Annotated in this window: 13 protein-coding genes; 6 read left to right on the top strand and 7 right to left on the bottom strand. The window is 72.0% G+C overall.

Features of this window, described 5'->3' with window-relative positions; genetic code table 11:
- Window positions 1–655: 655 nt before the first annotated feature.
- A complete protein-coding gene (locus LL648_RS35925; protein ID WP_232667299.1) occupies window positions 656–1,525 on the bottom strand; it encodes a sigma-70 family RNA polymerase sigma factor in 870 nt (289 codons plus the stop codon).
- 141 nt (window positions 1,526–1,666) lie between these two features.
- Between LL648_RS35925 and LL648_RS35920 the strand changes: the two genes are divergently transcribed.
- From LL648_RS35920 to LL648_RS35910, 3 genes are read left to right on the top strand one after another with little or no spacing between them, the layout of a single operon-like run.
- Window positions 1,667–2,797, top strand: coding sequence for a serine hydrolase domain-containing protein (locus LL648_RS35920; RefSeq protein WP_232667298.1), 1,131 nt, complete (start codon window positions 1,667–1,669; stop codon window positions 2,795–2,797).
- A 9-nt stretch (window positions 2,798–2,806) separates the two neighbouring features.
- The gene (locus LL648_RS35915; protein WP_232667297.1) at window positions 2,807–4,249 is read left to right on the top strand and encodes an MFS transporter; all 1,443 of its coding nucleotides are present in this window, start codon (window positions 2,807–2,809) and stop codon (window positions 4,247–4,249) included.
- 5 nt (window positions 4,250–4,254) lie between these two features.
- Window positions 4,255–4,668, top strand: a complete 414-nt coding sequence (locus LL648_RS35910) for an ACT domain-containing protein (RefSeq protein ID WP_232667296.1) — start codon at window positions 4,255–4,257, stop codon at window positions 4,666–4,668.
- Window positions 4,669–4,696: 28 nt separating this feature from the next.
- On the opposite strand, the gene LL648_RS35905 is transcribed toward LL648_RS35910, so the two are convergent.
- Window positions 4,697–5,920, bottom strand: coding sequence for a GNAT family N-acetyltransferase (locus tag LL648_RS35905; RefSeq protein WP_232667295.1), 1,224 nt, complete (start codon window positions 5,918–5,920; stop codon window positions 4,697–4,699).
- A 16-nt stretch (window positions 5,921–5,936) separates the two neighbouring features.
- Entirely contained in the window at window positions 5,937–6,509 is a 573-nt protein-coding gene (locus LL648_RS35900) for a TetR/AcrR family transcriptional regulator (RefSeq protein ID WP_232667294.1), read from the bottom strand.
- 97 nt (window positions 6,510–6,606) lie between these two features.
- On the opposite strand from LL648_RS35900, the gene LL648_RS35895 reads away from it, so the two are divergent.
- Window positions 6,607–7,308, top strand: a complete 702-nt coding sequence (locus LL648_RS35895; protein ID WP_232667293.1) for a molybdopterin-dependent oxidoreductase — start codon at window positions 6,607–6,609, stop codon at window positions 7,306–7,308.
- Between the two features lie 162 nt (window positions 7,309–7,470).
- Window positions 7,471–9,714, top strand: a complete 2,244-nt coding sequence (locus LL648_RS35890) for a DEAD/DEAH box helicase (RefSeq protein WP_232667292.1) — start codon at window positions 7,471–7,473, stop codon at window positions 9,712–9,714.
- A 3-nt stretch (window positions 9,715–9,717) separates the two neighbouring features.
- Here the strand turns inward: LL648_RS35890 and LL648_RS35885 are convergent, their stop codons facing one another.
- From LL648_RS35885 to LL648_RS35870, 4 genes are all read right to left on the bottom strand, one after another.
- A complete protein-coding gene (locus tag LL648_RS35885) occupies window positions 9,718–10,578 on the bottom strand; it encodes a CU044_5270 family protein (protein ID WP_232667291.1) in 861 nt (286 codons plus the stop codon).
- 92 nt (window positions 10,579–10,670) lie between these two features.
- On the bottom strand, window positions 10,671–11,210 hold the full coding sequence (locus tag LL648_RS35880; protein ID WP_232667290.1) for an RNA polymerase sigma factor: 540 nt from the start codon (window positions 11,208–11,210) through the stop codon (window positions 10,671–10,673).
- Window positions 11,211–11,261: 51 nt separating this feature from the next.
- A complete protein-coding gene (locus tag LL648_RS35875) occupies window positions 11,262–12,383 on the bottom strand; it encodes a heparan-alpha-glucosaminide N-acetyltransferase domain-containing protein (RefSeq protein ID WP_232667289.1) in 1,122 nt (373 codons plus the stop codon).
- A gap of 88 nt (window positions 12,384–12,471) precedes the next feature.
- Window positions 12,472–12,708 carry a hypothetical protein gene (locus LL648_RS35870; protein WP_232667288.1) on the bottom strand — a complete coding sequence of 79 codons (237 nt, stop codon included), beginning with the start codon at window positions 12,706–12,708 and terminating at the stop codon, window positions 12,472–12,474.
- 10 nt (window positions 12,709–12,718) lie between these two features.
- Between LL648_RS35870 and LL648_RS35865 the strand changes: the two genes are divergently transcribed.
- Window positions 12,719–13,558, top strand: coding sequence for an alpha/beta hydrolase (locus LL648_RS35865; RefSeq protein ID WP_232667287.1), 840 nt, complete (start codon window positions 12,719–12,721; stop codon window positions 13,556–13,558).
- Window positions 13,559–13,635 lie beyond the last annotated feature (77 nt).

Raw genomic sequence — 13,635 nt, 5'->3', positions numbered from 1 at the left:
TTTAGGCGAGGTAAAGATCATCGGCCAGCGAATGAAGGGCTGAGGTGCGAAGAGTGTACTTATGTACACCCCCAAGCAATGCCGTTTCCGACCGCGCAGACCCAGGTGTGACGTCGCAGACCGCACAACCTCTGCGCGGACACCACAAGGTCTGCGAGGTCCCGCCAAAGGCGTGCCCGCCACCCACAGGTGGGGCTGAGAGTGCCATCCCGTCGACCTGGAGAAACCCCACCACACGGCCGCCCGTGGGCGGCCCTCAACAAAACCGCAACACAACCGACGAAGCTCCGCCCACGGGCGGCCGTGTGGTATCCCCAAGGAGGTCGACGGGATGGCACGACCCAACCCATCCCGGAGACTTGCCCGCCCGGCGAGGGCGCCCTTAAAAACGCGCGACCACCAAGCCCAACCGGACCACCGCCGCGAGCCCATCCGCCACGAACCCACTCGACGAACCACGTCGAGAACCCACGACCACCCACCCAACCGCGCGACTCACCCGCCGAAACGCGGGACTCGCCCCCCGAAACGCGGGACTCGCCCGCCGAAACGTGGGACTCGCCGTGCTTGAGGTGTCGACTCACCGTGCCGAAAGCGTCGACTCACCGTGCCGAAAGCGTCGACTCACCCACCAACCCCGACTCGTCGCCACGGTTCAGCGTCCCAGCCGGTCGGGGTCGGAGAGGATGTCGATCTCCACGATCAGGCCACCGGCCACGACGAAGCTCATGATCGACACCCGTTCCCCGTCGACGGTGTTGACCAGCCCGGCCACCCCGTTCACCACAGCCGGGCGGGCCGACGTGGCGGTGGCCCGCTCCTGGAACGTCGCCAGCTGCCCGGCCACGGCCTCGATGCCGCGCAGTACGCGGACGCCGCCCGGGAGGGTTCGGCCGCCGTCGACCCGGAGGGTCACGTCGGGGTCGAGCACCGCTATCAGGGCGTCGAGGTCGCCGCCGCGGGCAGCGGCCAGGAACGCGTCGACGACACGTCGCTGGGCGACCGGGTCGGGGTCCGGGGCCGGCGCGGCGCCCTGGACCCGCTGCCGGGCCCGGCTGCCGAGCTTCCTGGCCGCGACGGGCGTGCGGTCCATGATCGGGGCGATCTGATCGAACGTCATGCCGAACATGTCGTGCAGGACGAACGCCAGTCGTTCGGCCGGGCTCAACGACTCCAGCACGACCAGCAGCGCCAGCCCCACCGCGTCGGCGACCAGCGCCTGCTGCTCGGGATCGGTGGTGTGGTCGGCGACGACCGGATCCGGCATCCGCGTCTCCAGCGGCTCCTCGCGGCGCAGCCGGCGGGCGCGCAGCATGTCGAGGCAGACCCGGCCGACGACGGTGGTCAGCCAGCCACCGAGGTTGTCGATGTCGGCGGCCGCCCCGTCGGCCTCGGTGCGCGCGAGCCGCAGCCAGGCTTCCTGGATGGCGTCGTCGGTCTCGGACAGGGAGCCGAGCATCCGGTAGGCCACCGCTCGCAGGTGCCCGCGGTGCTCCTCGAATCGCCGGGTGAGGAAGTCGTTCATGGGTCGTCCTTCGTGTCGACGTCGAGCCCATGACGAAAGGCGGGCCGCAAACGTGACGCCGGGCAGCGGTCACACTTCCACCGGTCCCGCGCGTCATGCCTCCGACCAATCGCTTCCACGATGATCGGAGCAGTACGAACCATGAGCACCATCGAGGTCCACGGGACCGTCGCCGACGGGTTCGAGGCGGTGCGCGCGGAGTTCGCCGCCGCGGCCGAGCCGGCCGGCGCGCAATTGGCCGTCCACGTGCGCGGCCGTCGGGTCGTCGACCTCTGGACCGGGGACGGCGTCGCCGGTGACACCCTGACCGGCATCTACTCCTCGACCAAGGGCGCCTCGACGCTGACGGTCGCACTGCTCGTGCAGGACGGCGCGCTGCAGCTGGACCAGCCCGTCGCCGAACACTGGCCGGAGTTCGCCGCCGCCGGCAAGAGCCGGATCACGCTGCGCGACGTGCTCACCCACCGCAGCGGCGTGATCGGCGTCGATGGAGGGCTCTCCGCAGAGGAGCTCGCCGACGACCGGGTGATCGCGCAGCGGCTGGCCGGGCAACGCCCGTACTGGAGACCGGGCACCGCGTACGGATACGGCGGCTACGTGTCGTTCGCGATCGTGGGTGAGGTGGTCCGCAGGGCCACCGGACGTTCGCTGCAGGCCACGTACGAGGAGCGGATCCGCGCGCCGTACGACCTCGACCTGTACCTCGGGCTGCCGGAGGCGCTGGACGACCGGTACCGGGAGACGCTGCCCGGGGAGGCGTCCGCGGAGCAGCTTGCGGCGTTCTGGGCGACCGCCCCGGGGCCGCAGAGCATCGCCGGGATCGGGTACGGCCTCAACTCGACGCCGCCGCTCGACCAGGTGGCGTTCGCGAACACCCGTCGGGTGCGCGCACTCGGGCAGGCGTCCGCCGGCGGCGTGGGCAGCGCCCGCGGGCTGGCCGGGCTTTACCAGGCCGCGATCTTCGGCCTCGACGGCAGAGCGCCGCTGCTCGATCGCAACACCCTCGACGAGTTCGCCATGCTCCACTCCACCGGCCGCGACCTCGTCGCGGGCGAGGCCGGCCAGTACGCGCTGGGGTTCCAGGCCAAGGGACTGCGCTACCCCTTCCTGAGCGCCCGTTCCATCGGCCACAACGGTTCCGCGGGCTCCGAGGCGTTTGCCGACCCGCTCAGCGGCATCGCCTTCGGCTACACCCGCCGCCGCTTCTCCCCCACCTGGTCCTATCCCGACCACGACCGGCTCGCAGCCGCCGTCCACACCGCCGCAGCCTGAGGAGGCTCGATGTACACGGAGAAGAGCACCGGCGGGCTGGCCCTGCTCGTGATCGCCACCGCGCAGCTGGTGATGGTCATGGACGGCACCATCGTGACCGTCGGTCTGCCCGTCATCGGCGCGGGGCTCGGCATCGCCGAGTCCGATCTGGACTGGGTTCTCACCGCCTACGCGCTGGCGTTCGGCGGGCTGCTGCTCGCCGGTGGCCGCGCCGGTGACCTGTTCGGCCGCCGCCGGCTGTTGCGGATCGGGCTGGTGGTGTTCCTGCTCGCGTCGCTGCTGGGCGGCCTCGCGCAGGACGGCACGATGCTGATCGTCGCGCGTGTGCTGCAAGGCGTGGGTGCGGCGATCATCGCGCCGGCCGCGCTGTCACTGCTGGCCGACACGTTCCCGGCCGGCCCGCAGCGCAACAAGGCGCTGGGCGTCTACGGCGCGATGGGCGGCCTGGGTGCGGTGGCCGGTCTGCTGCTCGGCGGCGCGCTGACCGAGTTCCTCGGCTGGCGCTCGATCATGTTCGTCAACGTCCCGTTCTGCGTCCTGCTGCTCGCCGGCAGCGTCGCGGTGGTTCCGGGCACCCGCCACCGCGGCGGGATCGACCTCATCGGCGCGCTCACTGCGACGCTCGCCCTCGCCGCGCTCGTATACGCGACCAACCGGGCCGGGTCTGCCGGCCTCGACGGGCTGACTCTCGCCCTCGGCGCCGCGGGGATCGTGCTGGCCGTCGGGTTCGTCGCCGTCCAGCGCCGCAGCCGCAACCCGATGATCCCGCCCGGCGTGCTGGCCGACCGCGGCCGGCTCGGCGCCAACCTCGTCATGCTGCTGATGGGCGCCGGCCAGCTCGCAACGTTCTACTTCCTCACCCTCTACATGCAGGCGGTCGAAGGCTTCCCGCCGATGCTCACGGGGCTGGCCTACCTGCCGTTCGCGATCGGCATCGGCATCGGGTCCGGGGTGGTCGGTCCGCGGCTCATGGCCAGTGTCTCGGCCCGGACCACCCTCTCGACCGGCATGGCCGTCGGCGCGGTGGCGATGGGCTGGTTCGCCCTCCTCACGCCCGACCAGAACCCGTGGCTCGTGCTGCTCCCGGCGCAGCTGGTCGGCGGCATCGGCCTGGGCATCGGGTTCGTCGCCGCGACGATCAGCGGCGTGCAGGGCGTTGCCCCGCAGGACTCCGGCATCGCCTCCGGGCTCGTCAACACCAACCAGCAGGTCGGCGGGGCCGTGGGCCTGGCGGTGCTCGCCGGCGTCGCCGTCGCCGTCACGGCAGCACAACCGGCCGGAACCGCCGTCCGGGAGGCCCTCACCAGCGGCTACACCACCGGCATGCTCGGCGCCGGCGCGTTCTACCTGGCCGCGATCCTCGCCGCCGCCGTCCTCCTCGGGCCACGGCAGCGTGATCGAGGCGGCGAGTCGAACGATGCGGGGCCCGTTCGTAGCGAGGGTGAGGCCTGAACACCATGACGCAATTGGAGGACGTGTCGATGTCTCACCACGGCGGCAGCTCGGTCCCGGCAGCTCGAACGCAGAACCTCCGCCTGCTCGAGGGCCGCTTCGCCCTCGAACGGGTGTCCGACATCCGCGAGGTCGACCTCGGAGCCGACCTGCTCGCGCTCGTGCTCGGCCCGGACGGCGGCGCGGTCATGCGGCGCAACGACACGGCCGAGGACGGCTGGGCAGCGCTGTGGAACGGCGACGACGCGCACGACCCGGAGGCGACGGGCATGCTCAGCGCCATCGTCGCACCGCTGGCCGCCGCCGAGCTCCCGGTCTGGACCGTCGCGAGCTACGACGGCGACCTCGTGCTCGTGCCCGCCGGCCGGCTCGCGGAAGCCGTCGACGTGCTCCGCCGCGCCGGCCACCGGGTGTCCTGACGACCACGTCGGAATCACCCGGTTGCGCTCAGAAGAACGTGCCGCACCACGGCACGACGCCGGTGGCGAAGAGCGCGTCGGCCCGGGCCACCGCGGCCAGGTCGGGCGCGCTCCACCAGCCCGTCGCCACGAGCTGCGACGGCAACCGGTCGCCCAGGTAGGCCATCGCGAGCGCCGCGACGTCGCACTCCAGCTCGGGTGTGATCGGCCCGCCCAGCGGGCCGACGCGTTCGGCGGAGTCGCCGGTGATCCGGTAGACGCCGGCGTTCTTCTCCAGCATCGGGTCGTGCACGGCGATCAGCACCGGGTCGGTGCCGGGGCCGTAGGAACGCGCGGCGAGCGCGGTGGGGACGTCGACGATCCGCAGCCAGGTCTCGTCGCCGATCTCGGTGACGGCGCAGTCGCGCGGGTCCGCGAGCATCAGCTCCAGCGGCTCGTCCAGCGGGCGCAGCGACGCCGTCGCCGTGCCGATCAGGTCGAGGCCGAGCACGAACCGCCACAGCCCGGCGGTCGCGGCGACGTCGGCCGCGTTCAGCTCGTCGACGTTGACGGTGCGCTCGGTGAAGTTCTCGTGGCCTTCCGCGACGCTCGCCAGCACGTACCCGTCGTCGCCGTCGGGGCCCGTGTGCACGGCTGCGATGAGGTGCCCGTGGTCGGCGATCCTGCGGGCGAACCGCTTGTCCCACCACTCGCCGCGCCGGGTGATCTGGCCGGCCCGCTGCAGCGCGATCCGCTCGTGCAGCTCCGCGACCGTCGCGATGACGTCATCGCGCTCGAGCAGCCGGACTGTGCCGCCCGCCGGTGCCGTCGGTCGCCAGCCGCGGCCGCTGCTGCGCACGCGCAGGTCCCGGCCGCGGGTCGCGACGCCGTACCCGAACCGCCCGTAGATCCGTGCCTCGGACGCCCGCAGCGACGCGAACGCCTCGCCCCGAGCAGCGACGTCGTCGAGCTGGGCGCGCATCATCGCCGACAGGAAGCCCCGCCGCGTCTTGTCCGCGCGCACCCCGACCCGGCTCACCCCGGCCGTGGGAACCACCGCGCCGCCGGGCACCACCGTGGATGTCGCGAACGACATCGCCGTGGCGGCGAGCACGCCGCCGTCGTTGATGCCGAGCACCCGGCCCGGTTCGTAAGCGGCGGTGCCGCGGGCCAGGCCGGCCTCGTCCGACGGCGCGAAGTGCAGCGAACCGAAGAACAGGTTGTGGGCGGCGGCCAGCTCGTCGTTGCCGAGAACGTTGACGTCGTGGGTCACAGCAGCTGATCGTGCCTCACCCCCGTTTCCCGCCCGACGAGCGGTCGAGCAGGAGCGCGCTCGCCCTCGCCGTCACCTGGTCGCGGGTGCGGCCGGGGTGGTCGGCGGCGAGCAGGTGCCGCCCGATGGCGACGCAGAACGCGAGCAGGCTGCGGGCCTCGACCTCGTCGGGGTCGGAGCAGAACGTGCCGATGGCGTCGCGGAGCAGCTGCATGCGCCGGTTGTCCACGCTCCGCAGCCGATCGGCGACGGCCGGGTCGCGGCGGGCCCAGTCGCGGACCGCGAGGTCGACGGCGAGCAGGCCGTCGTCGGAGAACGTGAGCTGACCGGCCAGCCGGGCCTTGTCGAGCACGTCGCCGTCCGAACGCTCGATCCGGTCGAGCACGTCGTCGACGCTCGACCGCTCCCAGGAGTCCAGCATTGCCGTCAGCAGCGCTCCGCGGTCGGTGAAGTACCCGTAGAAGCCGCCTTTCGTCACGCCGAGCGTCCTGGCCAGTGCCTCGACGCGCACGGCGTCGACGCCACCGCGCGCCAGCGCGCGCAGCCCTTCCTCGACCCAGGTCTCCTGCGGTGTCCGCAACGCGCCCACGGGTGACCCACCTCACGTCCCAACTCGTTGTACGGCATCGTATAACCGGCCCTACCCTCAGGTTGTACGCCAGCGTATAACCCTGAGGAGCGATGCCATGTCACCACGAATGATGAACGACGGGGGACTCCCGCCAGGACAGCGCCGGGTCGCGGGCTTCCCCCGCTTCGGCGCACACCTGTCCCGCCCCGCCCCCGCCGTCCCGGCCGACCCGGTGATCGAGCTGCGCGGAGCGGTGGCGGAGGCGTCCGACCTGCCGATCGGCGCGCTGTCGACGCTCCCGCGCCGCGAGATCGCGGCCGACTTCCACTGCGTAGCCGGCTGGTCGGCCACCGGCCTGCGCTGGGAGGGTGTGCCGTTCGCGGAGTTCCACCGCGAGGTCTTGGTGCCTGCGCTGGCGCCGGGGACGACCGTCACGCACATCGGCTGCCGCGGGCTCGACGGCTGGCAGTCGGTGATGACGATCGAGGACGCGCTGGAGGACGACGTCCTCATCGCCCAGCACCTCGACGGCCGCCCGCTCGACGGCGACCACGGGGCACCGGTCCGGCTGGTCAGCCCGCGGCAGTACGGCCACTTCAGCGTGAAGCACCTGGCCCGCATCACGGTCCTCACCGAAGCGCCCGCGGTGACCGAACCCCCGCTGCTGCGGTCGCACCCGAGGGGTCGGGTCTGGGAAGAGGAACGCCACGGCCTGGTCCGCGGCCGGCTGGTGCGGCCGATCTACCGCACGCTGATCGGCCCCATCAAGTTCCTCAGCGCCCGCGGCGCGCGGCCGGGCGCAGCCGTCAGGCACTGACGCCATACCCGGACCGGCGGTGCACCCCGGGCAGCCGACGTACTATGATCACGCTCGACACGACCCCTTGTGCGCGCTGCCCGGACCGCCGGTTGCGCCGTAGAATGTGTCGAGCCGTCCGGCCCACGGCATCGAGAGCATAGAGATCCGTGGGTCCGAAACGTGTTCGGAACGAGCCACCTCGGCCCACTCCCGCGACGACCATCCACGACCGCGGCGCTGCTCGACATGCAGCGGGCCCGACCCATGGAGGAGGAGTTCGTGGCTCGACGAGGCCAGCCCCAGACCAGGGCTCGCCGGAACGCTCCGCGGAACCGACAAGGCCGCGACCGCAGCCGCGACGACATCGTCGCGGTGCTCGCGCATGCCGTCCGGGAGGTCGAGGGTGCCCTCCGCAACGGCCGGGTCACGTCGACGACACGCACGAAGTTCCAGGCGATCGCCCTGATGCTGCGCGAGGAACGCGCCCGCGTGCTGGCGAACGAAAGCATGAGCGAGCCGCAGCGCGCCGAGCGCCTCAAGCGGATCGACGGGGTCGCGACGATCCTGGCGAAGACCGCCGTCCGCGACGCCGCGCTGCTCTCGCTCCTCGAAGAGGACGCCGTGGTCTCCCCCGAGGCGACCTCGCTCAAGCGCGAGATGATGCGCGACGCCGGCCTGGAGCCGGTCGTCGAGGAGGCTCCAGCGCCGCAGGAGCCGGCGGCGGAGACCAAGAACCGGGTCGTGCCGCAGTCGGTCGTCTCGCGGAAGCTGGCGAACCCGTTCCTCGCCCCCGACTTCTCGGCCGCCCGGCCCAGCGCACCCCGCACGACCCGGCTGGCCACGTGGGAGCTGCTCGGCCCGCTGCTGCGCTCGTTCGAACGCGCCGGCGCCGGTGCGTCGGCCTGCATGGAGCTGCCCGCCCGGTCGTCGGCCCAGCGCCTGCCGCAAGGGCTGAACCTGGAGCTGATGCCGCACCAGGCGCAGGTGGTCGCGGCCGCCGCGGCCGGCCACCGGACGTTCCTGCTCGCCGACGAGCCGGGCTTGGGCAAGACGGCCCAGGCGCTGCTCGCGGCAGGAGCGGCGAACGCCTACCCACTGCTCGTCGTCGTGCCGAACGTCGTCAAGACGAACTGGGCGCGCGAGGCCAAGCTGTGGACCCCTCGCCGCACCGCCACCGTGATCCACGGCAACGGCGAGTCGATCGACGGCTTCGCCGACATCGTGATCGTCAACTACGAGGTGCTCGACCGCCACCTGGGGTGGCTGGGCGACTTCGGCTTCCGCGGCATGGTGCTCGACGAGGCGCATTTCATCAAGAACAAGAGCTCCCAGCGTTCGCAGCACGTGCTGGAGCTGTCCGAACGCATCCGCTCGCGCATCGTCCGCCCGCTGCTGATGGCCCTCACCGGCACCCCGCTGATCAACGACATCGAGGACTTCCTCGCCATCTGGCAGTTCCTCGGCTGGATCGACGAGAAGAAGCCGCTGGCAGAGCTGATGCACGCGCTCGACGAGACCGGCATGACACCCGCCGACCCCGGCTTCTACGCCGCCGCCCGCAGCTGCGTCGTCGACCTCGGCATCGTGCGCCGCCGCAAGGTCGACGTCGCTGCCGACATCCCCGCGCGGCGCGTCGCCGACCTGCCCGTCGAGCTCGACGGGCCGGCCGGCCGGTCCATCCGGGCTGCCGAGCGGGCGCTCGCCCGCCGGTTGGTGTCGCGGTACGAGAGCGCGATCGCCGCGCGTCGGTCGCACGACGTGGTCGAGGGCATCGACCACGATCTCGTCAACCAGGTCGCCAGGTGGGAGCAGAAGGACGCGACCACGTCGTCGGCCGGGGAGAACGTCTTCGGCATGATGCGCCGCATCGGCCAGGCGAAGGCCGCCCTCGCCGCCGACTACGCGGCACAGCTCGCGCGCAGCGCCGGCAAGGTCGTCTTCTTCGCCAAGCACATCGACGTGATGGACGCCGCCGAGGAGACCCTCACCGCGCAAGGCGTCCGGTTCTCGTCGATCCGCGGCGAGCAGACCTCCACGGTGCGCCAGCGCAACATCGACGCCTTCGTCAACGACCCGGGCGTCTCCATCGCGGTCTGCTCGCTGACCGCCGCCGGCGTCGGGATCAACCTCCAGGTCGCCTCCAACATCGTGCTCGCGGAGCTCTCCTGGACCGCCGCCGAGCAGACCCAGGCCATCGACCGCAGCCACCGCATCGGCCAGACCGAGCCCGTCACCGCGTGGCGCATCATCGCCGCGCAGACCATCGACGCCCGGATCGCGGAACTGATCGACAGCAAGGCCGGGCTCGCGGCGCAGGCGCTCGACGGCTCCGAGGAGGAGGTCGGGTCGTCCGCCGACGTCCAGCACGCCGCGCTGGTGGCGCTGCTGGTCGACGAGCTGTCGAAGGACCCCATGCGGCTCTGAGCGTCACCGGTTCGGCCGCTCGGTCATCGAGTTCACCCGCCCCGTATCGAGCACCAGCGCGTAGCTCCAGAGCGCGGGGAGAGGCGTGGTCAGTGCCCCGGGCTCGGCTTCGATGATGAACGTGTCGTTGCCCAGGGTCATGCCGGTGGCCGGGTCGATGATGAGGACGTCCCGTGTCTTCACATAGGGGTTCCAGCCTTCCGAGATCCCACTGACGGCAACACCGGGCCGGCCGGCGCGATCTGTCACCGGGCCCTCGATCGTGAGGCCGTCTTCGGTGGCGAGCAGGCGCAGCAGCGACGCCTGCACCTGCGGGGTCGCTATCCGGTTGGCATTCAGGCTGATGGCCGACATCCAGTCGCCTCGGACGTACTTCATGTCTGCTTCTTCGTCCGCCCGGATGAGAGCCTCGAGCTCACCGAGATCGGCCGGCCACTCACCCCAGCCGCGATCGGTCGGCTCCAGGGGCACCAGCTGCGCGCTGCCGTCCGAACCGTTCAGCCGCCAACTCCCCGATCCGTCGGCGGCGATCCACCTCTCCGACTCCCTGGTGTCGAAGCCCTCCAACGGACCACCTCTGACGAAACCGCCCCCCATGACGCGGTAGCGCACGTAGTCGTAAGCACCCTCCGGGACGGGTTGGGCCTGCGCGCAGTCGGCCAGCGCCCGCAGGAGCGTCGCGGCGTCAGGCGCCTGCGTCGTGCCGCATCCCGGCGGGGTCGCGACCACCGGGAGCACCCGCACGCCGACGACGGCCCCGAGCGCGACCACGACCGTGGCGGCGACGGCCAGCAGCACTGGCGTGCGCCGAGCGCGTACCGGACGGCTGTCGGGGCGTGGTTCGGCGAGCAGCGTCGTGAGCATGTACTCACGCTCATCGACCGGGACGGCGTACCTCGCCCTGTCATCCTCGGGGAACTGTTGCGCGGCCATCCGGTCGACGGCGGACCTGGTGCTCATCGAACCTCCTCAACTGCGGGCAGCGGACCGGTCGGGTCGGCCGCGTCGATCCGGGCGAGCGCGTCGCGCAGCCGCCGGCGGGCACGGTGCAGGCGGACGGCGAAGGCCGTGGTGGAGCAGCCGACAACGCGGCCGGCATCCGACGCGGACAGCCCGTCCCAGACCGTGAGCATCAAGGCGTCGCGGTCGGATTCGGAGAGCGTTGCGAGTGCCTCCAGCACAACCGCACGTTCGACGACGGCCTCGGAGACGTCGGCGCTCACGGCGATCGACCTGATCCGTTGCAGCTCCTGCACCAGCACGTCGCCCCGCCGGCCGCTCTCGGTGCGGCCGATGATCGCGTTGCGGGCGACGACCAGCAGCCACGGCAGCGCGTTCGGCGGCAGGTCGGGGAGCTTGCGCCACGCGATCAGGAACGTCTCGTCGACGGCCTCCCGGGCGACGTCGCTGGGCGCCCGGCGCAGCGCGTAGGCGTGCACCCTGTCGTAGTGATCGCGGTACAACCGCGTGAACCGCTCGGAATCGGCATCCGGCACGAAACCCCCCTCGGGTCGGCTACCGGGAAGAGGGTGCGCCCGGGGCGATCCTTACAGGCCTTTCAGGTGGGACCCGATTCGGTGGCGCGGTCTCGCCGTCCCCGCGACGGCGCGACAGGCCGCCCTGCTCGCCCCGCTCACCACCGCCTCCAGCGGCCCTTGCTGCCCGGTCAACCGCAACCCGACGCCGAGCACCACCGCGCCGACGACGAACACGAGCAGCCAGCGGAACCCGGGCGCGGGGTCGGCCGCGTCGAGCACGAGCAGCTGAAGCGTGTACATCGTGAGCGGCATCGACCCCACCACCGCCGGCACCCGGGCGAGCCGCTCCGACCACCGCGCCAGCAGCAGCATCGCCCCCAGCACCGCCATCGACGTCCCGATCGAGCCGGCCAGGAAGAACGGGGTGCCCGAGTGCGAGCTGTCGACGGCCAGCCACCACCACGTGTCGGTCGGGGTGACACCGAGCGGGAGCTGCCCGAGCCGGTCCTCGCCGATCGCCGCGGCCCCGCCCGCCGCCAGCAGCACGAGCGAGCTGACCTTCCCCACCACCGCGAGCACCACGCCGCCCACTAGCAGCCTGATCGCCGCCGAGCGCGGCCGCAGGTCGCACCGGCCGATCGCCATCCCGGCGAGCAGGAACGTGATCCACGTCAGGACCGGATAGGTGCCGGTGAGGAACAGGATCGACAGGAGCTCGCCCGGCGCGGTGACCATCGAGATCGTGGGTTCGAGCGGTCCGTCCGGCAGCGGTCCGGGCCGCAGCAGGAAACTGATCACCGGGGTGAGCAGGCAGGCCACAACGGCAGCGGCCGCGAGCACCCGTGGTGTCAGCCGTACCAGCGCCCCTGCCAGCACGAACAGCACCCCGTAGAACGGGAGGATCACGAGCACCGGGGTGCCCATCGCAACCAGGAGCACCCCGAGCAGGCCGATCAGCAGGCCGCGCACGGCAAGACCGGCAGCTGCCGCGAGGTGCGCCCGACCGGCGTCGGGGCGCCGCGTGCCGCCGGTCGAGAGCGCCACGCCGACACCGGCCAGCACGCCGAACAGCGCCGCTGAGCGGCCTCCCGCCACCAGCTCGGTGAGCGTCGGCTGCCCGTCGCGCGTCTCCAGCGGCATGATGTGCACCGCGAACATGCCGATCAACGCCACGAACCTGGCCGCGTCCACGCCGAGCAACCTGGATCGCACGTGCATGCCAGCGGAAGCCGTCGATACCGGGGTCATGTGCTGATCACCCGGCATTACTACTCACTGTTCATTTGAGCTCGATGTGAATCAAGCCGGCGTTGGACATGTATTTCTGATATGCGATCTTATCTTCATGCGTCGCGTGAGAGCCCGCTGAAACAGCCGTGAAAGTCCGTCGCCCTACCGTCAGCCGCATCGGCGCACGTCCGGGGGCGCCGCAATCGGTCGGAGGCAGGATGTTGCGCATCGCCCATGCGGACGGCACCACGACCACGTGCCGCACAGCCGGCAGTGGGCCGGTCACGGTGTTCGTCGTGCCCGGCCTGGGACTGCCCGGTGCCGAGTGGTGGCCGCTGCAGGACCAGCTGGCAGAGCAATTCCGCACCGTCGTCTGGGACCGCCCGGGCTGCGGCGAGAGCGAGCCGACCACCTCCCCCAGGACCCTCGCCACGATCGCGCAGGAAGCACTGGAGGCCCTCGACGCGACCGCCCCGGACGGACCCGTCGTGCTGGTCGGCCACTCGCAGGGCGGGCTCTACGCCAACGCGCTCGCCCGGCTCGCCGCCGACCGCGTACGCGGGCTCGTCCTGCTCGACCCGGCCCATCCCGACAACCGCTCGCTGCGCAGCGACCTGCCGCCCGACGTGTTCCGGCGCAGCGGCTGCGACCTCGCGGTCCAGCTGGGCCGGGCGCACTCGGCCGCCCGCCTGCACCTGATGCCGCTGCTCAAGCCGGCGCTCGCCCGGCAGCCCCCGCTCGCGCTGTGCCGGGACCACCCGCGCGCGGCGCGCGACGCGATCTGGCGACACATGAGCCGCGCGGCGTCGTACAGCACGGCGCTCGCGGAGTACGACGAGCTGGAGACCGGGAAGCCCCAGCAGGAGCTCGACGGGCTCGGTCCGCTCCCGGCGGTGCCCGTCATCGTGCTGGCCCACGACCCGGCCGTCGTGATCGACCAGATGACCACCCGAGGTGGGCTCAACCCGGATCAGGCGGAGCTGGCCGAGGCGCTGTGGGGCGCGCTCATCCGCAGCACGATCACCGGGCCGGCCATCACCAGGACGGTCGCGGCCGCGGACCACCTGATCCACCTGCAGGCGCCCGACCTGGTCCTCGACGCCGTCCGACGGCTCGCCACTGCGGCCCGGTCCTAGCCCCGGTGATTCATGAGGGCTGGTAATCGACCTTGGTGGCATGATCGGTGCGGGATTTCTAGTCGGGCCGTGAGTCA

The organism is Pseudonocardia sp. TRM90224, from assembly GCF_021245725.1.
Taxonomy (GTDB): Bacteria; Actinomycetota; Actinomycetes; order Mycobacteriales; family Pseudonocardiaceae; genus Pseudonocardia.
The sequence above is the reverse complement of the archived record's forward strand: the minus strand, read 5'-3'. Positions and strand labels throughout refer to the sequence as shown.